This window comes from Serratia sp. JSRIV002, assembly GCF_019968725.1.
GTDB lineage: Bacteria > Pseudomonadota > Gammaproteobacteria > Enterobacterales > Enterobacteriaceae > Chania > Chania fonticola_B.
Map to the genome: position 1 here is coordinate 3,899,389 of NZ_CP074143.1, position 19,805 is coordinate 3,919,193.

The 19,805-nt window shown below is 50.8% G+C and carries 30 protein-coding genes and 2 tRNA genes; 16 read left to right on the plus strand and 16 right to left on the minus strand.

Annotated elements, in window-relative coordinates; genetic code table 11:
• Positions 1-73: 73 nt before the first annotated feature.
• From KGP26_RS18330 to KGP26_RS18385, 12 genes are all read right to left on the minus strand, one after another.
• A tRNA-Trp gene (locus KGP26_RS18330) sits at positions 74-147 on the minus strand.
• Positions 148-479: 332 nt separating this feature from the next.
• The gene (locus KGP26_RS18335) at positions 480-998 is read right to left on the minus strand and encodes a Rha family transcriptional regulator (RefSeq protein ID WP_223664395.1); all 519 of its coding nucleotides are present in this window, start codon (positions 996-998) and stop codon (positions 480-482) included.
• 626 nt (positions 999-1,624) lie between these two features.
• The gene (locus KGP26_RS18340) at positions 1,625-2,293 is read right to left on the minus strand and encodes a bacteriophage antitermination protein Q (protein WP_223664396.1); all 669 of its coding nucleotides are present in this window, start codon (positions 2,291-2,293) and stop codon (positions 1,625-1,627) included.
• Positions 2,274-3,323 (minus strand): DUF968 domain-containing protein, encoded by a 1,050-nt coding sequence (locus KGP26_RS18345; protein ID WP_223664397.1) that lies wholly within the window; start codon positions 3,321-3,323, stop codon positions 2,274-2,276. Before KGP26_RS18345 ends, KGP26_RS18340 begins: the two co-directional genes overlap by 20 nt.
• On the minus strand, positions 3,320-4,045 hold the full coding sequence (locus KGP26_RS18350) for a phage antirepressor KilAC domain-containing protein (protein ID WP_371824921.1): 726 nt from the start codon (positions 4,043-4,045) through the stop codon (positions 3,320-3,322). Before KGP26_RS18350 ends, KGP26_RS18345 begins: the two co-directional genes overlap by 4 nt.
• A gap of 142 nt (positions 4,046-4,187) precedes the next feature.
• On the minus strand, positions 4,188-4,559 hold the full coding sequence (locus KGP26_RS18355) for a RusA family crossover junction endodeoxyribonuclease (protein WP_223664398.1): 372 nt from the start codon (positions 4,557-4,559) through the stop codon (positions 4,188-4,190).
• Positions 4,556-5,773: a site-specific DNA-methyltransferase gene (locus KGP26_RS18360; RefSeq protein ID WP_223664399.1), complete on the minus strand. Its 1,218-nt coding sequence runs from the start codon at positions 5,771-5,773 to the stop codon at positions 4,556-4,558. The genes KGP26_RS18355 and KGP26_RS18360 overlap by 4 nt, the downstream gene beginning before the upstream one ends.
• Positions 5,774-6,008: 235 nt before the next feature.
• Entirely contained in the window at positions 6,009-7,028 is a 1,020-nt protein-coding gene (locus KGP26_RS18365; RefSeq protein WP_223664400.1) for a conserved phage C-terminal domain-containing protein, read from the minus strand.
• The gene (locus KGP26_RS18370) at positions 7,025-7,204 is read right to left on the minus strand and encodes a DUF4222 domain-containing protein (protein ID WP_223664401.1); all 180 of its coding nucleotides are present in this window, start codon (positions 7,202-7,204) and stop codon (positions 7,025-7,027) included. Before KGP26_RS18370 ends, KGP26_RS18365 begins: the two co-directional genes overlap by 4 nt.
• Before the next feature lies 1 nt (position 7,205).
• Positions 7,206-7,343: a hypothetical protein gene (locus KGP26_RS18375; RefSeq protein ID WP_223664402.1), complete on the minus strand. Its 138-nt coding sequence runs from the start codon at positions 7,341-7,343 to the stop codon at positions 7,206-7,208.
• Between the two features lie 114 nt (positions 7,344-7,457).
• Positions 7,458-7,931 (minus strand): YmfL family putative regulatory protein, encoded by a 474-nt coding sequence (locus KGP26_RS18380; protein WP_223664403.1) that lies wholly within the window; start codon positions 7,929-7,931, stop codon positions 7,458-7,460.
• A gap of 34 nt (positions 7,932-7,965) precedes the next feature.
• Positions 7,966-8,193, minus strand: coding sequence for a Cro/CI family transcriptional regulator (locus KGP26_RS18385; RefSeq protein ID WP_223664404.1), 228 nt, complete (start codon positions 8,191-8,193; stop codon positions 7,966-7,968).
• Between the two features lie 87 nt (positions 8,194-8,280).
• Between KGP26_RS18385 and KGP26_RS18390 the strand changes: the two genes are divergently transcribed.
• Positions 8,281-8,931 (plus strand): S24 family peptidase, encoded by a 651-nt coding sequence (locus tag KGP26_RS18390; protein WP_223664405.1) that lies wholly within the window; start codon positions 8,281-8,283, stop codon positions 8,929-8,931.
• 234 nt (positions 8,932-9,165) lie between these two features.
• Complete coding sequence (locus KGP26_RS18395; protein WP_223664406.1) at positions 9,166-9,453, plus strand: hypothetical protein; 288 nt, start codon at positions 9,166-9,168, stop codon at positions 9,451-9,453.
• Here KGP26_RS18395 and KGP26_RS18400 read toward each other — a convergent pair.
• Entirely contained in the window at positions 9,431-9,757 is a 327-nt protein-coding gene (locus KGP26_RS18400) for a hypothetical protein (RefSeq protein ID WP_371824922.1), read from the minus strand. The genes KGP26_RS18395 and KGP26_RS18400 overlap by 23 nt on opposite strands.
• Positions 9,758-10,457: 700 nt before the next feature.
• Between KGP26_RS18400 and KGP26_RS18405 the strand changes: the two genes are divergently transcribed.
• The 13 genes from KGP26_RS18405 (at position 10,458) to KGP26_RS18465 (ending at position 17,516) form a co-directional block, all read left to right on the plus strand.
• Positions 10,458-10,829, plus strand: coding sequence for a hypothetical protein (locus KGP26_RS18405; RefSeq protein WP_209526974.1), 372 nt, complete (start codon positions 10,458-10,460; stop codon positions 10,827-10,829).
• A 43-nt stretch (positions 10,830-10,872) separates the two neighbouring features.
• Positions 10,873-11,700: a YfdQ family protein gene (locus KGP26_RS18410; protein ID WP_223664407.1), complete on the plus strand. Its 828-nt coding sequence runs from the start codon at positions 10,873-10,875 to the stop codon at positions 11,698-11,700.
• A gap of 84 nt (positions 11,701-11,784) precedes the next feature.
• Positions 11,785-12,318 carry an HD family hydrolase gene (locus tag KGP26_RS18415; protein ID WP_223664408.1) on the plus strand — a complete coding sequence of 178 codons (534 nt, stop codon included), beginning with the start codon at positions 11,785-11,787 and terminating at the stop codon, positions 12,316-12,318.
• The gene (locus KGP26_RS18420) at positions 12,318-12,509 is read left to right on the plus strand and encodes a DUF1482 family protein (RefSeq protein ID WP_223664409.1); all 192 of its coding nucleotides are present in this window, start codon (positions 12,318-12,320) and stop codon (positions 12,507-12,509) included. Before KGP26_RS18415 ends, KGP26_RS18420 begins: the two co-directional genes overlap by 1 nt.
• Complete coding sequence (locus KGP26_RS18425) at positions 12,506-13,186, plus strand: hypothetical protein (protein ID WP_223664410.1); 681 nt, start codon at positions 12,506-12,508, stop codon at positions 13,184-13,186. Before KGP26_RS18420 ends, KGP26_RS18425 begins: the two co-directional genes overlap by 4 nt.
• Positions 13,183-13,701: a hypothetical protein gene (locus KGP26_RS18430; RefSeq protein ID WP_223664411.1), complete on the plus strand. Its 519-nt coding sequence runs from the start codon at positions 13,183-13,185 to the stop codon at positions 13,699-13,701. The genes KGP26_RS18425 and KGP26_RS18430 overlap by 4 nt, the downstream gene beginning before the upstream one ends.
• Positions 13,701-14,264, plus strand: a complete 564-nt coding sequence (locus tag KGP26_RS18435; protein ID WP_223664412.1) for a hypothetical protein — start codon at positions 13,701-13,703, stop codon at positions 14,262-14,264. The genes KGP26_RS18430 and KGP26_RS18435 overlap by 1 nt, the downstream gene beginning before the upstream one ends.
• A complete protein-coding gene (locus KGP26_RS18440) occupies positions 14,264-14,611 on the plus strand; it encodes a hypothetical protein (RefSeq protein WP_223665671.1) in 348 nt (115 codons plus the stop codon). Before KGP26_RS18435 ends, KGP26_RS18440 begins: the two co-directional genes overlap by 1 nt.
• Positions 14,608-15,273 carry a hypothetical protein gene (locus KGP26_RS18445; RefSeq protein ID WP_223664413.1) on the plus strand — a complete coding sequence of 222 codons (666 nt, stop codon included), beginning with the start codon at positions 14,608-14,610 and terminating at the stop codon, positions 15,271-15,273. Before KGP26_RS18440 ends, KGP26_RS18445 begins: the two co-directional genes overlap by 4 nt.
• Entirely contained in the window at positions 15,248-15,484 is a 237-nt protein-coding gene (locus tag KGP26_RS18450) for a hypothetical protein (protein ID WP_223664414.1), read from the plus strand. The genes KGP26_RS18445 and KGP26_RS18450 overlap by 26 nt, the downstream gene beginning before the upstream one ends.
• Positions 15,477-16,058 carry a 3'-5' exonuclease gene (locus KGP26_RS18455; protein WP_223664415.1) on the plus strand — a complete coding sequence of 194 codons (582 nt, stop codon included), beginning with the start codon at positions 15,477-15,479 and terminating at the stop codon, positions 16,056-16,058. Before KGP26_RS18450 ends, KGP26_RS18455 begins: the two co-directional genes overlap by 8 nt.
• A gap of 47 nt (positions 16,059-16,105) precedes the next feature.
• Positions 16,106-16,315 (plus strand): hypothetical protein, encoded by a 210-nt coding sequence (locus KGP26_RS18460; RefSeq protein ID WP_223664416.1) that lies wholly within the window; start codon positions 16,106-16,108, stop codon positions 16,313-16,315.
• Between the two features lies 1 nt (position 16,316).
• Entirely contained in the window at positions 16,317-17,516 is a 1,200-nt protein-coding gene (locus KGP26_RS18465) for a recombinase (protein WP_223664417.1), read from the plus strand.
• A gap of 371 nt (positions 17,517-17,887) precedes the next feature.
• Here the strand turns inward: KGP26_RS18465 and KGP26_RS18470 are convergent, their stop codons facing one another.
• Positions 17,888-18,358, minus strand: a complete 471-nt coding sequence (locus KGP26_RS18470; protein ID WP_223664418.1) for a hypothetical protein — start codon at positions 18,356-18,358, stop codon at positions 17,888-17,890.
• Between the two features lie 312 nt (positions 18,359-18,670).
• Here KGP26_RS18470 and KGP26_RS18475 point away from each other — a divergent pair, with 312 nt between their 5' ends.
• On the plus strand, positions 18,671-18,913 hold the full coding sequence (locus KGP26_RS18475; protein WP_021178442.1) for a DinI family protein: 243 nt from the start codon (positions 18,671-18,673) through the stop codon (positions 18,911-18,913).
• Between the two features lie 158 nt (positions 18,914-19,071).
• Here KGP26_RS18475 and tnpA read toward each other — a convergent pair whose 3' ends face one another.
• A complete protein-coding gene (tnpA, locus tag KGP26_RS18480; RefSeq protein WP_179250519.1) occupies positions 19,072-19,530 on the minus strand; it encodes an IS200/IS605 family transposase in 459 nt (152 codons plus the stop codon).
• A 178-nt stretch (positions 19,531-19,708) separates the two neighbouring features.
• Positions 19,709-19,784: transfer RNA gene (locus tag KGP26_RS18485), tRNA-Thr, on the minus strand.
• Positions 19,785-19,805: the final 21 nt, after the last annotated feature.

The following is a 19,805-nucleotide window of genomic DNA, read 5'->3' on the forward strand; positions in this document are numbered from 1 at the left end:
CTCGCCCTGCCTCTCCTACCCGTGCAGGGCTTTTTTTTAATGCAAAAAGGACACGCAACAGCGCAGCTAGAATTGGCATCGGATCGAGGAATCGAACCCCGGTTGGCGAGTTTGGAAGCCGCCGCTCTGCCACTGAACTAATCCGACAATAGTCGCCACATTACGCCGTGGCCGCGCCCATGCCCTTGAGTCGTCTTGTTGGGTTCGTCTCTGCTACCCCTCAGCTGTAACCGGTGCGTGATTGGCTTTAACGCTGCGCCGCCGGTGCGCCTTTTACATTAACCCTAACCAGATGCAAAGCTGGCTCCCTACGCGGGGACTCGGGGCCACATCATGACAGTGGCTTGCGCGCCTTAAGGCTCGTGCGGTCTATCCGTTTAAGAATGCATATACCGATCTCCAGCCTTCAGAAAATTTAAAGCCCTGGGTTTACCAGGGCCGATTTTGGGACATAAAAAAACCCGCTCATCGGCGGGCCTCTATTCGATTATTAATCGCGGTTGTGTAAGCGATAGAATTTGCTCGTATTCCAGATTAAGCACTCGTTTCTCCTTCTTCCGCTCATGCATCAGGCGGCTGCCAAAACGGCCTTTAACTTCAGAACGAGCTGCCTTGATAGCGTGGCGTTGCTGGGCCTCCTCTCCCATTGATTGCCAACGAGTAAGCTGCTCGGCCATCCAGTTGAAAGCGTTGATATAGCTTTCTTTCACCGCCGCAGCCGCTTCACCTGTAAATCCCATGATCAAGAAGATGCACCCATCCTTGGTCATATTGTACATTGGTTGGATTTCGCCATTTTTATCAATAAAATCAGCAGGCTCAAAATTGAGCCGCTTAAATTGTTCCGAACACTTCAACTCACGAATGGCACGAATCACGTTCTTGTGCTGCTTATTAAAGTGCTTTGCAACTAATACGGAGGTGGTGACCACCTTTCCATGGATTGCCATCACCATTTGCTTAAAGTCGAACTTGGGGATCACTGTTACTTGTTTCATGCGTGTTTCCTTTCAGAAATGAACCCTTGTCGCCCAGGAAACCAGCCCAAGAGGGTACGCCTACCACTACTGGCATCCTCAAAGGCTCATTTCTGAACAGGTTCTTGGCGGGGTTTAGCACCGGCGCGGTGCTGGATACAAAAAAGCCCCGACAGAAGTCGAGGCCTAAAATGCAAAAACCCGCACAATGGCGGGCTCGATTTGTAATGACCTATACAACTCAGGCCATTATTGAGAATTTACGTGCAATTATTAATTTTTTCAAGAGGCAATAAAAAACCTGCGCTTTGGCAGGTCATCAGATTGAAACTTCTCTACAGCATAAAGCCTTTTACTACTTTCATTTCCCATTTTCAAGATTTTTTTCAAAACTGCCTGTGGGGATCAAAAGTAAGCACTAATATCACACTACAACACTTTTTGCGGACGCACTAACGATTTAAGCACGTTACTACACTTATTTCGGGCCGAGGTAGCAATTTCGCACACATGGAATACACCACCACTATGTGTACATCCCTATAAGCAAAAAGACCTGCCGAAGCGAGGTCTTTGCACCAATTGCAATATTGGCAAAATATCAAAATCACACTAAATATGACCTGTTTTGTTCGGTTTTGCAAGTATCACGATGCTAAATGTTTTGATCGTGATTTGATCCTCTTGTCTGCCGTCCACTTCAAAGATCCCGCGTCCAATGTCTCCACTAGGGATAACAACGTATTCCAGTGCCCGCTGTAGGTTTCAGACCAGGTTGATTTACTCACCCCTGATAGCTCCGCCAACTTCGTGTGGCTGTATTCCTTTGGATGCCCTTTTATCTCACTGGCCACAACCTGCACGGCCAGCAGCGTCAGGCTCTGCATCCGGAGCTTAACCTTTTTGCTGATCTTGCCAGGGCACTGGGCTGAAAATTGCGCCCAAATATACGGCACCACCAATAACTGATTGTGGTGATAGCTATAGTCGCCATAGCAATACCGGATCCACGCTTCCTGATGCGTCTCAAGAACGGAAATCGCCCGGCGCCATGAGCTGGTGCAATATGTCAGCTCTTCTATCGGCGGGAAGGGTTTCGCACGGGCGCGAGTCTCCGGGCAATGAATAGGATCGGTATCCGGGCAGACCTTGCGGTTTCCGACTACCACAGTACGGTGGCGCTGGCGTTTGAACCGCGTGGTGTGCGCCAGTGCCGCCCCCTCGAATGCTGCCAGTTGACCTTTGGTCATCCCGTGGATATCGGCAAGGGCCAACGATACAGCGCCGCGAACATACTCAAGATATTGCTGATTCATTTTTTGCCCCGCGCTTGTTTGCTGTAACGATTGCCCCGATGCCGTACGCCCGGTCGAGGGTACGCGCCAGGTGATAGAGTTGGCTGCCGTGTTCTGCTTCCCATGCGGCCACATTGTCATGCAGCTTGGTGTGGCACTCTCTGGTGAGAGGGATTGCGAATATATCGTGTGGCTTGGTCCCGGTACCGCCGAAGCCCTGATCGATGATGTGATGCGGGTCATCCGCCGGGCGGCCGCAACCGCAACAGCACACCTGCGATTTAACCCACTGGGTGTATTTTTCGCACTCCCAGCGCTTCATCTTCGGGCGAAGCATGAAACCTGCTGGTGGTTCCGGATCGATATCGACCGCCAGCACTGGCTTAATCTGCTCGACGTAGTCATTGATTATTTCCGCCGGTGCACGCTCCCACACAATATCCGCCTCTTTCCGGGTGCCGGTTGGAACCTCTGCCGGTGGCAGGCGCAAAGAGAACCTGGCCACCGACTCAGGCAGCAGATCGGAAACCTGCTCCATCACAGCCCACCAGCATAGTTCTGGCAGGCTTAGCTGGTGGTTTTCGTCAAAGCGGAAGTGCGTTCTGGCGCGGTAAAGGACAAAATCCGCCACATTCCTGGTGGCCAGATCATCGAGGGCCGGTAACGTCTGCTCAGCCAGAGTGTGTTCATGGTGCCAGCACAGGCGAACTGCGCCGACACCGTAGCGCAGCGTGCTCATGTTCCGATCGTGATAATCGTCAGCGTCAGCATGCCACTGGCACTCATTCGACCGGTCTAGCCAGTCCACCAACGCATTGATGCCACCAGCTGCAGAAAGCACCCGCTCATTGCAGAAGAAAGAAGAAAGGCGCGGATCAGTAGCCAGGTGTTGGTTATCCACTGGCAGCGCTCCAGATGGCAGCGGCTTGAATTCGTGCGGCTCGGTCGATATCAGGACTCGCCCGCCGAACATAGGCAGAAGATCCTTGCCTGGGCGCAATATCACCTGGTTTAGCTCACGAACAACAACCGGCTTTAGTAGCGCCCTCATGCAGCACTTTCCTTAGCCAAATGTTCTGCCCATAACCCGGCGATCCACTTAATGCCTTTCGCAGTAAAGCGTGATTGAGTAAAGGCATGGTTATTGATCTGACTGGTACCGGTTTTCACCTCAAACCGGCCTGCGTCTATGTGCTGCTGGTAAGGGGTAAATGTTCCGGAGAGGCGGTACATGATATGTTTTTCATACAGGAACAAGCGGAAGTCCGGCTCTTTGGCTTTCAACAGCTTGCACACTTGGCGAAATGTCTGTGAACCAGTAGCCTCAACATACCGATCAACAAACTCTACCTTTGGGGCTGCTACAGCAAGCTGACTTTTGAGCCTTTGCTTTTCATCCTCCAGATCAGCGGCAAGGCGCAATGCCTCGGAGAATGTTTGGGGGGTACGTCCCTTCCCTTCCAGCTCCCGCCAGCGATCGACTAAGCGGGCGGTAAATTCAGGGGAAAGTTGGGCAACAACGATGATACTGTCACGCTTACCCTTCTCACCTTCGAAAACGTAGTAGCTTACTGGGCGGCCAGCAGTAGGCTTTTCCTCAGTCTGAGGGAAAGCAATCACACCCTTACTGACAAGGCTCTCTATGGTCCGCTTTACATTATCGTGACGAGACTCTACCAACTCGGCGATCTCCAAGCTGGTCATGGCTAATTCGAGGGTATTAACGGTAGGTTGGTATGCGCAAGCGCCACCAATCAGATTAGACTGATTCATGTTCTTTTCTCCACACAAGCTGTTGTAAGGTCCCGCCCCGCTATCTGCAAATATACGGAACCAACCAGCGCATCTCTTACCCCTGCAAGGGTGGATGCGCACGGATCACTATATTGCTTATTTTTCATGATGTCACCTGCCCTCACGTAACCACCTCGCTGATGCTCAGCTCAACCTTGCCGCCCTTGGTTACCGGCCCCCACTCAGCAGCGATCCGCTTCACCTGGCTGTCATCGAGCCACACACCGGCATGGGTCATGGCATCAAACAGAGCCTTGAAGTAGTTATCCAGATCCCGGCTGGCATTGTTCGGAGGACAGAACACCACAGTAACGGCAATATCAGCGGTGATCGGTTTAGGTTGGCGGCGCAGTTGCTCCAGCACGCTGGCAATAGCCTCTGTCCGGAACTTGCGCCCTCTTTCGCTGATTAGGTGGCGCCCCTTGAGCGCCCCTTTGTTCGGTGATCGCCAGTAGCTGTTCATGCTTGGCGGGAATGGGAGGGTTAAGATCATGCGTCCACCTCCCCAGTAGAAATAATTTCTGGAATATTTTGGGGCTCTGGTTGTTGTTCTTCTGGCTGGAAGTCCTCATAGGTATCTGAATCGGTCTCTCCGAGAACTTTAAGCGAGTGGCCAATACGTGCTGCTGCTGTGGTTAAGTGGTCGGGATCCAGCTCAATGCCAATGAAGCCAAGTCCCTCGAGCAGCGCTGCTTTGCCGGTACTGCCGGAACCCATGAACGGATCCAGCACTACACCGCCAGCAGGGGTGACCAGGCGGCAGAGGTAGCGCATGAGATCGACAGGTTTAACCGTTGGGTGGTTGTTTCTGGCGCCACCGGTGCGCCCGGCGCCAGCTCGGGGATCATTCATCCCTGCGCTACCTTCTTTGCGGCCGCCGGTCATGTCGCTGGCCGAGAACGGCACGAACCTTTCCATGCCCTCATCACGCTCGGCCTTGCTGACCTTTGCGCAGTAGAAGAAACGTGCAGCCGATTTGCTGGTTTCGATGCGCATGGCATGCTCACGCGGCGCGCTCATGTCGCCATAAACAACTCGAGTTGGCCGGGCCTTACCAGTGGTTTTTAGATCACCTTGCTGGCCTTTGGCGTCAGGGAATGCCTCCACAACATCTTCGCTGCCATCGTGCAGGACATTGGCAGGCCACCGGCCAAGCTGATCGGCTTTCCACTCTTCAGCATCAGGGGCTTTATCATCCCGTACATGCGACAGCAGGCCACCGGCACCACCGGTTAATGCTTCTTCGGTCGGCACACGGCATAGATCGATATTTAGGGCACCGGTACCGTATTGATCAACGTTACCCTCCACTGTTCCCGCCAACGGCTTACGGGCCATCACGATCGGTTCGTGAGCTGGTTTCAACGCGGTACCCTTCCCTGCATGCTCATCAGTGAGATTTTTCGACTTGGGGAACCCGCTGCCGTAGATCCACATAAGCTGATCACGGATTTCAAAACCAGCATCCTCAACGTTCACCACCAGGCGGTGATAGGTGCGCGATCCACCGAAGGCCAGCAGATGGCCACCAGGCTTCAGGACGCGCAGGCACTCTCCCCATTGGGCTACGGTCGGCACCTGGTAATCCCACTTGTTACCCATGAACTTCAGGCCATATGGTGGATCGGTGACGATAGAGTCAACTGAGTTATCAGCCATACCGCGCAACACTTCTTCACAGCGGCCTACATTGAGTTGATAGATCACAGATGCCCCCTTTCTTCCGCTATCTGGGCAAACACCTTGATTAAGCGATATCTACCTTCAATGTTCATCCAGTCCAACACGTTGACCCATTTACGCCGTTTGGCGATTTTCCGCATGCGCATGTCTTCCCACTACAGCCGCTTTAACTCGCGGATCTTCCACCACCGGCGGGCCTGTTGCACCATGGCGATCAGCGGATAAACGTTAACGCCTAAAATCTTCTGTGTTACTGGCTTCATGCGGCCTTTCCTCCGTGGATACGCTGCTCACAGTCAGCCCAGATACGATTCCACGCATTCACGGAGTAACTAGGCTGCATGCCTCGCACACCGGTATTGCTGGCCTCTGTCCGTACCAGTTGTTCAAGCTCACCAGGGTTCTGTAGGGGCAGACTGCTGCCGATAAACCGGCGATAGGCTGCATCGCGATCGGTGTTGTTTGCCGGGGTGCGGCCCTGTTCTGGCTTTCGACCACCGTCATGCCATGCAGTGGCTGCCAGCAAATTACCGGGGAATTTACCCGGCTTGAACATGGTTTCAGGATTCAAGTATTTAGCCCACTTGGTACCCAACCAACGATCAACCAGGTACTCGACCACCAGTTTCAGATCATCCAGTGAATTGCCGTCAACCAGTCGGGCCCGCATGTTCTCCAGGGTGGACTTGGCGGTGGTGTACTTGGCACCGGTCAGAAGGTTCAGGTGCTTCAAGACCAAAATGGCTTGGTCAGTGATGTGAATCTCTTCAGAAATACCCTCATCCTGGGCTGCCGCCGCAGGCGGTTGCCCAATAGTGTTTTTATCTGATGGATCTTGTTTTGAATTTACTGACGGATCGTATCCAGATTCTGGAGGGTCAAAAGTCCCGTTTTTGCCGGATTCTGAACGTTCAGATCCTGATGTGTCAGATTTTGAATGGTCAGATTCTGACGTGTCAGTATCTGGACATTGAGAATCAGCACTTAATGCCGCCGCTTTCAGCTTTGCCACATTCAGGGTGTAAATATTACTGTCATTGCGCTGCCCCTTGCGGCGCTCCTTACGTGTCAACCACCCATCATTTTCAAGCTCACCGATCGCACCTGTGACCGTGCTCCGGCCAGCGGCAATCTGGCGGGCAATTTTCGCAATCCCGGGATAACAGACACCCTCATCGTTCGAGAAGTCAGCCAGGCGAAGCATTACAAGCAGCTTGGTGCCTTTAACGCCGTGTGCGGCGCAGCCATCCCATACGTAGCTAGAAATTTTCACACTCATACAACAACCTCGGTAAAACGTGCCCGGAAGATAATCAGCGGGCAGGCACATTCCCACTCGTAGCCCGGGCGGCGGTAAACAACTCTCTGCGTGTCACGCTCATAGCGGATCACATTTACGGCGATACCATGCTGATCGCGGAAAATTCGATTTAACTCTTGGATGTTATCGCCCATATCAGCCGTCCTCCCGCTCACGCGCCAGCCACTTGCCGTTATCTACCACCCAGCACGCAAACTGGTAGTTGTTGGTAACCCACTGGACGAGTACATTGACCTCATACCGGAATGACACCGTAGAATTATCGACAGTCATTGCACGGCAACATATTTGCGGTACTGTTGAATTTCTGGTTACAATGCTCATGCGATTATTTCTCCACACACGATTTATTCGCACCCGACGCCCAAGGGCTGCAACCTTTGGGCGTCAACCTTTCTGGACATTGGCTTTTTTGCCAAACAGCGCCAATATCGCTCTAACCTCGGCGTCACGCGCTTGCAGATGCTTGCGGTGATAGCGCATGATTTCATCCGCTTCTTTCTCATCAATAACCCCATTTTTAAGCGACTCCTGGATGATCTGATCCACATGGCCGCGACGTGCAGCCGTGCGAATGCTTTTGCTGAACAGCTCCACCTGGTCCAGTTCTTCGAACACAGGGATCTCAACCAACAGCAACCCACGGCGCCGGGCAAAATATTCCGTAAGCAGGTTAGTGCCCGAAATATCCTCCATGGCTTCCAGTTCGCTGATCTCAAAGAAGCGGCAACCGTTCTTCTCATACAGGTTGTTGGTGAAGGTGGTATCAGTCATGCCCAAGGCTCCGGCCATAGCAGAACGGCCACCAGCTACTGCCTTACACATGCCCTTCACTACGTCTTTCAAGTTTTGCTCTACCATGTTGATTTTCCTTTGGTAGTTACTGTTATCGCCTTTAGGCGGTAGACTTCTTATGCAACTCAGGCTGCGTTAGCTTCCTGAATCTTTCCGGATAATATTTTCGGTTAAATTTCATCGCATTATCAGTAAGTTCGGATATCAACAATGCGTATTGCCATGGAATAACATCCCCCCACAGGCTGACTGTACTTTTTGATACACCTAAAGCCTTTCCTGTGGCGTTAGTTCCGCCGAAATGGGTCAAGACTTCTGACTTTTTCATGTTCATTCTCCTAGTTTACTTTTTAGTTTAACTATCAAAACCAATAAAGGTCAAGCATCAAAACCATATGTGTTTAAGAATACAAACATGAAAATTCAAGACATGACGATGAGCGAACGCATCAAAATTCAGATGCAAAAACTCAATCTGAAAAGCAAAGATCTTATTGAAGCCACAAGGGCATCAAAAGGCACCGTAAGCCAATGGGTGAACGGCGGCAACGAACCATCTGCACAATACATTGCTCCATTAGCTAAAGTACTTGGCGTCAGTGAACAGTGGTTGTTGCTGGGGGGGGGGCAAAGGCAGAAAGCACAGATCGCGAATACCAGAGAACTCCAAAAAATTCCTCTATTATCATTACAGCAGGCGGGAGAATGGAGCGATCTAATGAATCAAGATTTAACTGCTTTCCAAAACTGGATAACTGTCTCTGAAGACATATCCCCATTCTCATTCGCTGTACAAATGGATAATGACTCTATGGTAAGTGTTGTCGGTGAGGTAACCATCCCACCCGGCGCAACAGTGATTGTTGACCCGACTCAGGAGCCAACCGCAGGGCGTATTGTCATAGCGTTACTTGATGATAAAAAAACTGTCACAATCAAAAGATTATCTATAGATGGGCCAAATGTCTATCTTGTCCCCCTTAACAGCAACTATAAGGCCATCCAGATTGGCAGCATAGAACAAGTAATTGGCATCTGTTTACAAGTACTATTAAGACTGCCTTAAATACAGCACGCAAGCTAAGAATACATAATTAACCAACCCAGCATCGCTGGGTTTTCTTGTATCTCTCGCCCGCTAAAGTTTTGATATACGAACTTTGATCTTGACGATTTTGTTTTGTTATGTAAACTAGACATTATCAACAGCGAACAGGCAGGACGCCCACGAAGTAGCCGCCCGAGGCGTAGAAGGTCGGGATGATTCGCGACAGTGGTGGTAATCAGTAAGGGGTTTTCGATGGAAATATCAAAGGAAGATGCCGCACAGTTGGATTGGAGTAGCGTGAGTCCCCAGCCAAACGGGAAGACATTCACCCTGATGGTAAACGGTGCAATCCTGCTTGGTTTTAACACCAAAAATGCAGTAGCAGCAGACTACCTAAGCTTTATCGATGGCGTTACAACGGCACTGCTTAATGACACAGAACAGCTTGAAAAAGAAGCAAACATGTCAGAAAAAACCATTAAGCATGCCAAATTTGAAACCCTTGGGTCACTCCCGATCACAACGACCAAAGATCTTTAATAAAACTGTCAACGTGGATGGTCCCGGCATTGCGGGATTCGCTGAGGAAATGACTGGTAACGTCATCAGCTAACTGAGTGTTCCATTTCTTGTAACTGTGATCGGGGAAGTATTCACCAAAAATAGATTCAACAGCAGCTTCACCAGTAGGCACATCCGAGATCATGCGGCATTGGTGCAAGCATTTAGCAATAAGAGTTGATTTAAGCATATGAAAACCTTCTTGGTTGATTAAGCACCACCAAGATACCACCGCCGCCTGAGGTGGAGAAGTGCCCAGGCCCATAACGGTCTGCTCACTCATATCCGACTCCTCAATACGGGGGCGAATGGTGGGGACCAGCTCAGGTGAGTGAGCAGACCGTTGTGGAATTGGTTGGTGGTCTTCGGGGGCGTTGTCTGCCAGCTACCACAACCCAATGCGAACCGTAGGGCCCCACCCTACCGGAGCATGTACGCCGGTCACACCGGCCGCCCGCCAACGGTGTAAAACTACCGGCAGACGTTCAACTGAAAACGGTGAGATGCCAGCACCCTCGACGGCAGTGACGGCGGGAAGTAGACCGCTGACAGCTGGGAAAGACCGGTATCAAGTAAGGTTTCATGTTTTCCTGCTTGATTAGTAAACATGATACGCGGTTGCAAGCCCGCTGAATCAGCCAAAACTTTCTGACCGCTGGGAAAGACCAGCACACAACGATAAGGGCACTGCACCGGATATGCGGCAAGGTTGTGAGGTCGCAGAGCCGACGTTACGGGCAACGCGGCGCAAGGTGGTCAAAGGCAGTGCTCTTTTCGTTGTGATGTTTAGCTTTGGCGGCCTCGCCTAACTTCTACTTAATAGAGGTGACGACAATGTTCATGGGCCTGGCCGCCCTTTTTACACATCAGGTGGCGTACTGTCCGGACCCTTAAACCTGGATAGTCTAAGAAAAACCGGAACGGTGCGCCACCTGGTGTGTGGAGAAACATGCGGCCCCGGCCGCTCCGTAGAGGGCTATTCAATGAGTGAAGACCGTAAGACTAACGTACCGGATTTTCTGGGTGAACTGGATGCCGGTGTATTTCAAAACAAAATCTCAGCGGCTTTAAACGCTACCGCGCTGGGCGTTCTCAATAATGGTGGAAAGGGGAAAGTCGTTCTTGAATTTGATCTTGACCGCCTCAGTAATTCAGTTGAGGAAAAACGCGTCAGCATTAAGCATAAACTGAAATTTGTTACCCCTACCCCACGCGGGAAAGTTTCAGAAGAAGATACCACTGAAACGCCTATGTATGTCGGCAAGGGTGGCAAGCTGACTATTCTACAGGAAGACCAAGGCCAATTATTTACGGTCGGTGGGCACCCTGACGGAAAATTAAAAGTCGCGCAGTAATAACGCGCATTTCTCAATCCAATATTAATAAGGATTAATTATTATGTCTCAATTAGACGGATCCGCAATCGCTCAAATTCAAGCATTAACGTTGGGAGCATCATTTCTTGAAGATGTACACCGCACCGATTGCCCTGTTTCTGTTCTACCTAAAGATATTGATGTGGTTAGCCTGGAACGCTTCAATGAAAACCGCTTCCGCTTCCGTGGCTTCATGGGAACAACCAGCATTGATGACTTCGTGCGCTACTCGGTTGGCTACGCCAATGCTGACGTGCCTGCCCGCTGCTTTATCGATGCAGAAAACATGAGTGCACGCTCCGTGTTCAACATCGGCAACCTTGAAGCCCCAGGTCACGCTGATAACGTCGCAGAGATCCAGCTCAAGAAAACCGCGCCATTCAGCGCACTACTGGCCATTGATGGCAAGCGCCTAAATCAGAAGCAGATCGCAGAGTGGCTAGAGGACTGGAGTGATTTCCTCACGGCGTTCGATGCCGACGGCCAGACATTGACGATGGCGCAAGCAGCCAGCGCAGTACGTCGCGTAAGCATTAAACAGATGCAGGAAGCGGATCATGAAGATGGTGATTTCAGCGGCAGAAAATCACTGATGCAAAGTGTTGAGGCTACCAGCAAAGAGACCATGCCGGTTGCGTTTGAATTCAAATGCGTACCCTATGAAGGCCTGAGTGAGCGCCCGTTCAGCCTTCGCAATAGCCTTCTGAAAAGCGATGAGCCGTGCTTCACCCTCCGCATCGTTCAACTGGAAGCCAAGGAAGAAGCTATCGCCAATGAATTCCGCGATCTTCTGATCGGTAAATTCGACGGTGAGCCCGTTGATACCTTTATTGGTAATTTTAAAGCCTGATTTTTAATTAAGTAATGCAGCCTCAAATACCTCAGTAATGGGGTATTTGGTGAAGTATTGCCTAAACCGTGTGGGGAAATATATATGTCATGGATTCAAACATTCACCGGCAAGCGTTTTAATTATGCCAAACCAACTGTTGAAAGTATTTGCATTGAAGATATTGCACAAGCTTTATCTCATGAATGCCGCTTTGCCGGGCACCTGACAGAGTTCTACAGCGTGGCCCAGCATTGCGTTTTGGTTAGCCAGATCGTGCCGGGTGAGTTTGCGCTGGAAGCCTTATTGCATGATGCTCATGAGGCCTATTGCAAAGATATTCCATCGCCACTGAAGAAGCTTATTCCGGATTACCGCGGGATTGAAAACAGTATTGATTTCGTGATCCGCCATAAGTTCGGACTACCTCCGACCCATAGCCAAGCAGTCAAGAATGCCGATCTGGTCCTGCTGGCGACCGAGCGCCGGGATCTTGATATCGATGACGCCGAGCCGTGGCCGATGCTTGCAGGCATCGCACCTTCGGACGTGATCCTGGTACGCCCGGTTAATCCGCTACAGGCCCGCACCATGTTTATGCAGCGGTTCCTGCAGCTCTCCGGCGTAAGGGGGTCCTGATGTTCGGTCTATTCCTCCTCGTCTGCTACACCTACCAGCCTTGCGATTATGTCCCCCAGGGCTGGGTGTACCCGGACCGCTCCAACTGCCTGGCGGATATCCACCAGCAGCAGTTGCCACCCCAGTATGAATGCCTGCCGGTTGACGGCGTGATTCCAGCCACAGTGCAGGATCAGGGAGAAAGGGAATGAAAGAAGAAAAAGTTCTGGAGCGCTTCAAGCGTGATATCCGTAACCACTCGATGACCGTCGAAAATGATAACGGCGTATTTCGCCACCTGCCCTTTTCTCAGGGCGGTAGCAGTTGCTATCACTTCACCCTGACTACTTGGCCGGGCCATTTGTGCATAGGTGGTGACATGGGGACTTACGTTTTCCGCCGCCTGTATGACATGTTCGACTTCTTCCGCATGGATCATCGAGATTACCAGCGCCACGGTGATGATCCACTCATCAATACAGGGTACTGGGCTGAAAAGCTGGAAACAGGCGGCAACCGCAGGGAACTTTATACAGAGTGGTCTTCCGATGCTTTTGAGGCTCGCGCCCAGGAGTTTTACGACGATTGGCTGGATGGTATCGATGACAGTGACGGCATAACCGACAAAATCAAGGCAGATGTCCTTGCAGATATCAACGAATTGAAGAGCGGTTCGTACAGCGAATGGGAGGCATGCACTGCTTACCAAGAGTTCACCTCTGATTATATCGACCTTAGCGACTTTTGGGAGGATAGCTGCCGAAGGGTCACCAGCGGGTTTATTTGGTGTCTGTTCGCGATCGTCTGGGGCATCCAACAGTATGACCGCCGTAATTTGGTCAACAGTGCCATGGCTAAATTCTTTGTCTATCAACCGGAGGCAGTATGAAAAAACTCATCACAACAATGGAACCGCAGCGCGATCAGTGCGGCCACTGGACCCACCCTGATTTCTTCGAACCGGCTAACGGCATGGAATGCGCCGCACCAGGTGAGTTTGAAGCCTGGCTAGATGCCAATCGCGTTGTTGGCCACCTTCAGAGGATGGAAAGCGATATCACCGATGAACAACTGGAAGCTCTGGAAGCCGGCGATGCCGATATCAGCGAATGGATCCCAACCCCACCAGCAGGTGAAGGCTGGTTTATCGGCTCTATCCACGATACCGAGGACGGCCCGGTATGTTACTGGCTGCGCCAAGTTGAGGGTGAGCCAACCGCCCTGGCAGACCTTATCAGCAGATGCCACGTTGAGGCGCTGAAAATCGAGTTACTCCGCCTGCACCGGGAATTCACAAAGGCAGCTCACGCTTATTTCTGCGCATGCGATCTGGGTGAGGAACGTGTAGCCGCGGTTGAAATCTATCAGCAGATCAGGCTGGCAACCCCGCGTGGAGGTTACTGATGGGCACCACCGTCTATACCGTTCAAATTGCACTGCCCAGCGCCGAGGTTATGAAGCAGTTCTATAGCCTGATGCATGCAGCTGACGCAGCGGAGGATCGCTGGAGCCGTGAGACCGGAACAGAAATGTTGGAACGCATGTTCAAAGGCGATCTAAATGATGATGAGTGCTCTTTCTTCTCTGCCTGCTGGAACATCCTCATCAACACTGGCGACTTTGCTCGGTTGCTGTGCGCCTACACCACAATGGAAGCAACCTTTCAGGATCCTAGTGTTGACCATGTGGCCTTTAAGCCCTCCCTGGTCCAACAGATCCAAGATGCCCAACTGCTGCCGGTTGTAGTTGAAGCTTATCAGGAGGCGCTTACAGTAATGGAAGATCATGAGCAGAGACCGCCGAAACCTATCATTCCTGCCATTGGCTCTACTGAGGTTAACGACGCCGCGTGGAAGCTACACGACATGCTGACAGAGCATGGACCGCTGAATGGTCACCAGTTTAACAATCTCAAAGGCTGTTTCTATGAGGCGGTTAAGACGTGCTTCAAAGTCGAGGAGGCATGATGGGAAAGGTAACTTTTGTTGTCGATTTTATCGATGGGCTGGAGCCGCAAGTCAGCGCGGATACAGCAGTCTTAGGCGGGAAGTTGGTATCCGTGGCCTGGCGCGATACGGCCGGCGGGAAAGCAATTCCCGTAACTGAAAGCCTGCCCCCAGAAAACGAATCCGCCCTACTGTTTGATGCTAACGGCGAGGGCTGGATCATCGGTTGGCGCAGCATGTGGCGGACGCTGGGCGGGAAGAAAACAGGCGAGTGGCAATGGACATTCCAGATTGAAGGCCTGAGCCATGACGATGTGAACATTACCCATTATGCACTTATTCCTGAAGATCCGGAGGTGGCTGAGTGACCACATTACCTGAGAAATTAACCAACGCAGAGCTGCGCCAGATTATCGACAGCCACGAAAAAGGCCATTGCATGGTTATTCGCACAAACGCCGATTATCGGATGGCTAAAGAGCTGCTGGCTGTAAGGGAGGCGCAGAGTGTGCCGGTGGCCTGGACTGACAGGGAGGAGTTGGCATTTAACCATGACATGGCCTGTATGTGGACTAAGGGCATGGGAATTAACGAGGTGGCGCTCTACACCGCCCAGACTGCGCCTGCGGTACCTACTGAACTGCTCGATGCAATGGCTGAGGTCATTCGCATTTCTGATCGTGACCATGAAGCTTGGGACCGAGCAAAGGCCGCTATTTCCGACTGCCGCGCCGCAATGATTCAGTTGTCTGGTAATTCCGAACATGTAAGCCAGGGTTACACGTTGAACTCTCCGGTAATTCCGGATGGTTGGAAACTGGTGCCGATTGTTGAGTTGACTGAAAAAATGGTCATACATGGCTTTGAGTCTGAGGGTTTTGAAGCGCTCGCTGACGCTGTACAGGATAAAAAGGGCTGGCCTTATAGTTGCAGAGAAAGCGCTGAGTGCGTTACTGGCATATTCAAAGCGATGGTGGAAGTTGCTCCTTCCCCTGGAGGTGCCGATGACAGCCACGCCACAGCTAGCTGATACGGCCATTGTGGACGACCTGATCGGCACGCTGACTAAGTACGGCTGGAACGTCGACCGTCGATCGCTGAGTCCAATACTGGTGGTGATCCTTAATCAGAATAACGCACATCGTGAAGTGGCCAAGATGTGCACCCATTACTTAGAAGACCCAGAGCGCCTGCTGATTGAGCGGGCCATGGATAACAAGAAGGCAAACGTTAATGAATAACTTGATGGTAGACCTGGAAACAATGGGCAATAAGCCCAACGCGCCAATCGTGGCGATCGGTGCCGTGTTCTTTGATCCGGCTACTGGCGAACTAGGGAAAAAGTTTTACACTGCGGTAAACCTCGCAAGCGATATGGCCAGTGGGGCGGTACCGAGTGGCGACACCATTACCTGGTGGTTGACGCAAAGCAGCGAAGCCCGCGCCGCAATAACCAGCGATCAGGCTATTCCAATTGGGGAAGCGCTCCTTAATCTCTCTACTTATGTTGCCGCCAACTGCGAGCAACCTAAGCGCCTGACGGTCTGGGGTAATGGAGCCTCTTTCGATAATGTGATCCTACGCAGCGCATATGAGCGCTGTAGCCTACCTCCGTGCTGGAATTGGTTTAATGACCTTGATGTACGCACCATCGTCATGTTGGGTCGTCAGATTGATTTTGATCCGAAGCGGGATATGCCTTTCGGCGGTGACCGGCATAACGCTCTTGCCGATGCCATTCACCAGGCGCAATACGTTTCGGCAATTTATCAGCGACTGATGAGCGCCCACCAGCATGATCAAGAGTTACTTTAATATTGGCGGCCCGTTGCAGCGGGCCTAATTTGTGTGGAGAAAAAACCATGGCAAAACTGATGAAGGCCAGCGCTTGGGGTCAAAGAGAGTTTGAGGTGGGTTCAATACCAGATAATCGAACAATCAAGCGCTGGATCGAAATAGGCAAACTGCAGGGCAAGGTTGTTGATGGTTCGGCTTTTGTCGTATCCACTGAGAAATGGGGAGTTCAATCTACTATTTCCCATGCAGTTACCCAATTAATCAGGGAGTCTTAAAATGGCTGGCCGCCCGCGCCATCGGGAAAATAGGCACCTGCCCGATTGTCTTTATTATGACAAAGACGCGGGCGTCTACCGATTTACTTTAATAAACGGCGTTAGAAAATCACTCGTTGATGCGTCCACTCGTAAACCATTGGATCGCGCAACAGCAATTGCTATCGCCAGAGAATATAATAATAGGATGCGGCCAGAGGTGGCAGTATCAGTAGACTATCTGATCCGTGAATCCGGTGGGGTACAGGGGGAGGCATTACCGTTTGCTGAGCACGTCGATCATATTATGGAAAGAGCTATTACTGATGAAAAGCCATCAGAAAGCACCAGTGAAGATTGGAATAATGATGCTGTCCGCGTGAAAGCTTTCTTCAGTAATATTCCAGCCTGCGATATAGAGCTTGAGCACGTGAACGCCTATATAAAGGAATATCATGCAGAAGCATCAGCAAACGTGCAAAACCGTAAGGTCAGCTTCTTGAAGAAATTATTCAGCTATGCGGTCGATGAATCGCTGATGCTAGATAACCCAGCCACACGCAAGAAAATGCGCCGGATAGACGAGAAAAGACGCCAGCGCTTGTCCTTTGAAAACTTCATGGCTATCCGCGCCGCTGCGGCGCCATGGCTGCGAACGGCTATGGACCTGGCTCTGCAGACGACACACGCAAGGCTAGAGGTATCTCGGATCCGCTACACCATCCGAGAGCCCAAAAACGGTATATGCGGCTGCCTGTGGCTGGAACAACCAGTAGATGGCATCTATGGCACGCTGTACATCCACCGGCAGAAAGTGCAGAAGAAAGAGGCATCGCACGTTGCCATCCCGATCGGTGCCGAGCTGAAGCGGATTATTGACGACAGTCGAGATAGCGTGGCCAGTCCTTACATAGTGCACAGGATCCCAGATCGAAGAGTTAAGCCCAGCAGAGAAGTGGCACACCCAACGCAGGTTGCCCCGGACTATCTCAGCCGTTCCTTTTCGGCGGTGCGGGACAAGCTCGGTCTATCCGATCACCTGGAAATGGACGAGCGGCCAACGTTCCATGAAATCCGCGCACTGGCCGCGCACCTGTTCGATAACCAGGGGATCGACCCACAGGCGCGCATGGCTCACAGCGATGCTAAATCCACCAAGATTTACACCCAGAACCATATCGATTGGGTGGTGGTGCCACACGGGGAAATCAAAACAGGGTGATGGTAATATTCACCCTAACCCATTGATGCATAAATGCCGACTTATGCAAAAAATGTACTGTTTGCATGATCAGCCTGAAGGCTTGAAAGCCAGAGCTGGCGCGGCTTGCGGAGGATTTTAAACGGTGACATGGGGTGTCGGGGGTCGGAGGTTCGAATCCTCTCATGCCGACCAATATTCGATAGAGAAACCAACCACTTACGGTTGGTTTTTTTATGTCTGAATTTTGGCTATGGTACCGCCCCTTTAACAGACCATACCAATGGGTCATCTCAGGTCGTTCGCCAGATTGTGTCTCTCAATGGATAGCGTGACTGTTCACAAGCACATCACTAATCAGAGATCACCACCGATTAATAAGCCAACGAGTTTCAGCTCTGCGGGCAAGCGACCAGATAAAGATCGTGAACGGGCATACTCGCATCAAAACCACGCACTCTCTCTGGATCATCAATAGCCGGGTCAGCAAGCTGCTTGGCTACGTCGTCTACACTGACATCTTCAACATAAAAAGTCGCATCAGTCATTTTATTGCAGTTAAAGTAGGTCCCCATTAATACCATTTTTCCTGGGGTCGTATAGCTCTCCTGTTTATTGACCAGTGCAACAACACCATCCGCTCGTTTAGCGACGACAGTATAGCTTTCCTCTGAGCGATCAAAAACATAGACATCATTTTCTGGATAAGTCGACCATATAGTAGACTTCTCAGCAAACAACTCTGCCAAATTAATCGCTGGCTTTAGTGCATTTTTGTTATCAGCATCTTGGGCAACTGCCGACGTCACCACACCGATGGTGCCAACCGACAGCACACCTAAAAAGAGTAATGTTTTTTTCATGGTATTAATTCCGTTTTGAAAAAGTTTTAATATGACAGCTTAAATAATAACCATATGACATATAACAAGAAGTATTGCACAACAGCTCATCTTTGCACTCAATTATGATGGGTGCATTCAAACGGACGCGCAAAGATCAATATGCATCATAAAAACCAACGATTCATACCTTGACAATTAGTGTGTAATGACAATAGAGATCACATCCCCTAGCATAGGCCACGATAAAATTTTCCCCTCCCCCTCTTGCACTCACCCCGTCCCTTCGGTCAAAATAGCTGTATACATAAACAGTAAATTTAGGGTTGGGCTATGTTCGTTGAATTGGTGTTTGATAAGCGTAATGTCGCAGGGATCCCCGGTGCCGATGAAATCATCAAGGCCGAGCTGACAAAACGGGTACATCGCATCTTCCCGGATGCAGAAGTGAAGGTAAAACCCATGCAGGCCAACGGCCTTAACTCAGACGCCAGCAAAAGTGACCGCGAGAAGTTAAACCGTATGCTGGAAGAGATGTTTGAAGAGTCTGATCAATGGCTGGCCACCGATATTTAAAGGGCCTAAGGGCGCGGTCATTGACTGCGCCGCACCATGGATGCCCAAACAATAAATATCCTCCGGCATAGCCGGAGGTTTTTCATATGCGCCTATAAGGCTCTCTTGCCAGCCGCGCCCTAACAGGCGCATTGCGATCTGACATTTGCATTTATGGATTACTTACGGCCCGTAAACGGGCTACCCGGATACGGGATCGACAGTTGCTCACCCATTTTATCCTCTTCCAGTTGGTGCTTTATGTATTCTTGTATCCTGGTTGTATTTTTACCAACCGTATCAACGTAATACCCTCGACACCAGAACTCCCTGTTACGGTATTTGAACTTCAAATCGCCAAACTGCTCATAAAGCATCAGGCTACTCTTTCCCTTCAGATATCCCATAAAACCTGACACACTCATCTTCGGTGGGATTTCCAGAAGCATATGGATGTGATCCGCACAGCATTCTGCTTCTAGAATATTCACACTTTTCCATTCGCACAGCTTTCTTAAGATGCTACCTATCGCTTTACGCTTTTCCCCGTAGAACACCTGTCTTCGGTACTTCGGCGCAAAAACTATGTGATATTTACAGTTCCATCGCGTGTGAGCTAAGCTCTTTTCGTCCCTCATAGGGACCCCCTTTTGATTTCTTGTTGAACGTTTGCAGTTGCCAGACCGCAAACTGTTTTAACAAATCAAAAGGGGTTTTTATAACTGGCTCAAAGCTGAAAGCTTTACGGAACCTCCAGCCTAGCTGGAGGTTTTCTGTGCACAAAAAACCCCAGCATTTCTGCTGGGGTTTCTTATATGGTGCCGGCTACCGGAATCGAACTGGTGACCTACTGATTACAAGTCAGTTGCTCTACCTACTGAGCTAAGCCGGCGAAATCTGTCGGAAGTCGTGC

What these genes read in the sequence shown, in the direction of transcription:
- KGP26_RS18335 (WP_223664395.1), bottom strand. Translation starts at nt 998, where the DNA reads ATGAAACAAGTAACAGTGATCCCCAAGTTCGACTTTAAGCAAATGGTG.
- KGP26_RS18340 (WP_223664396.1), bottom strand. Translation starts at nt 2,293, where the DNA reads ATGAATCAGCAATATCTTGAGTATGTTCGCGGCGCTGTATCGTTGGCC.
- KGP26_RS18345 (WP_223664397.1), bottom strand. Translation starts at nt 3,323, where the DNA reads ATGAGGGCGCTACTAAAGCCGGTTGTTGTTCGTGAGCTAAACCAGGTG.
- KGP26_RS18350 (WP_371824921.1), bottom strand. Translation starts at nt 4,045, where the DNA reads ATGAATCAGTCTAATCTGATTGGTGGCGCTTGCGCATACCAACCTACC.
- KGP26_RS18355 (WP_223664398.1), bottom strand. Translation starts at nt 4,559, where the DNA reads ATGATCTTAACCCTCCCATTCCCGCCAAGCATGAACAGCTACTGGCGA.
- KGP26_RS18365 (WP_223664400.1), bottom strand. Translation starts at nt 7,028, where the DNA reads ATGAGTGTGAAAATTTCTAGCTACGTATGGGATGGCTGCGCCGCACAC.
- KGP26_RS18370 (WP_223664401.1), bottom strand. Translation starts at nt 7,204, where the DNA reads ATGGGCGATAACATCCAAGAGTTAAATCGAATTTTCCGCGATCAGCAT.
- KGP26_RS18375 (WP_223664402.1), bottom strand. Translation starts at nt 7,343, where the DNA reads ATGACTGTCGATAATTCTACGGTGTCATTCCGGTATGAGGTCAATGTA.
- KGP26_RS18380 (WP_223664403.1), bottom strand. Translation starts at nt 7,931, where the DNA reads ATGGTAGAGCAAAACTTGAAAGACGTAGTGAAGGGCATGTGTAAGGCA.
- KGP26_RS18385 (WP_223664404.1), bottom strand. Translation starts at nt 8,193, where the DNA reads ATGAAAAAGTCAGAAGTCTTGACCCATTTCGGCGGAACTAACGCCACA.
- KGP26_RS18390 (WP_223664405.1), top strand. Translation starts at nt 8,281, where the DNA reads ATGAAAATTCAAGACATGACGATGAGCGAACGCATCAAAATTCAGATG.
- KGP26_RS18395 (WP_223664406.1), top strand. Translation starts at nt 9,166, where the DNA reads ATGGAAATATCAAAGGAAGATGCCGCACAGTTGGATTGGAGTAGCGTG.
- KGP26_RS18400 (WP_371824922.1), bottom strand. Translation starts at nt 9,757, where the DNA reads ATGAGTGAGCAGACCGTTATGGGCCTGGGCACTTCTCCACCTCAGGCG.
- KGP26_RS18405 (WP_209526974.1), top strand. Translation starts at nt 10,458, where the DNA reads ATGAGTGAAGACCGTAAGACTAACGTACCGGATTTTCTGGGTGAACTG.
- KGP26_RS18410 (WP_223664407.1), top strand. Translation starts at nt 10,873, where the DNA reads ATGTCTCAATTAGACGGATCCGCAATCGCTCAAATTCAAGCATTAACG.
- KGP26_RS18415 (WP_223664408.1), top strand. Translation starts at nt 11,785, where the DNA reads ATGTCATGGATTCAAACATTCACCGGCAAGCGTTTTAATTATGCCAAA.
- KGP26_RS18420 (WP_223664409.1), top strand. Translation starts at nt 12,318, where the DNA reads ATGTTCGGTCTATTCCTCCTCGTCTGCTACACCTACCAGCCTTGCGAT.
- KGP26_RS18425 (WP_223664410.1), top strand. Translation starts at nt 12,506, where the DNA reads ATGAAAGAAGAAAAAGTTCTGGAGCGCTTCAAGCGTGATATCCGTAAC.
- KGP26_RS18430 (WP_223664411.1), top strand. Translation starts at nt 13,183, where the DNA reads ATGAAAAAACTCATCACAACAATGGAACCGCAGCGCGATCAGTGCGGC.
- KGP26_RS18435 (WP_223664412.1), top strand. Translation starts at nt 13,701, where the DNA reads ATGGGCACCACCGTCTATACCGTTCAAATTGCACTGCCCAGCGCCGAG.
- KGP26_RS18440 (WP_223665671.1), top strand. Translation starts at nt 14,264, where the DNA reads ATGGGAAAGGTAACTTTTGTTGTCGATTTTATCGATGGGCTGGAGCCG.
- KGP26_RS18450 (WP_223664414.1), top strand. Translation starts at nt 15,248, where the DNA reads ATGACAGCCACGCCACAGCTAGCTGATACGGCCATTGTGGACGACCTG.
- KGP26_RS18455 (WP_223664415.1), top strand. Translation starts at nt 15,477, where the DNA reads ATGAATAACTTGATGGTAGACCTGGAAACAATGGGCAATAAGCCCAAC.
- KGP26_RS18460 (WP_223664416.1), top strand. Translation starts at nt 16,106, where the DNA reads ATGGCAAAACTGATGAAGGCCAGCGCTTGGGGTCAAAGAGAGTTTGAG.
- KGP26_RS18465 (WP_223664417.1), top strand. Translation starts at nt 16,317, where the DNA reads ATGGCTGGCCGCCCGCGCCATCGGGAAAATAGGCACCTGCCCGATTGT.
- KGP26_RS18470 (WP_223664418.1), bottom strand. Translation starts at nt 18,358, where the DNA reads ATGAAAAAAACATTACTCTTTTTAGGTGTGCTGTCGGTTGGCACCATC.
- KGP26_RS18475 (WP_021178442.1), top strand. Translation starts at nt 18,671, where the DNA reads ATGTTCGTTGAATTGGTGTTTGATAAGCGTAATGTCGCAGGGATCCCC.
- tnpA (WP_179250519.1), bottom strand. Translation starts at nt 19,530, where the DNA reads ATGAGGGACGAAAAGAGCTTAGCTCACACGCGATGGAACTGTAAATAT.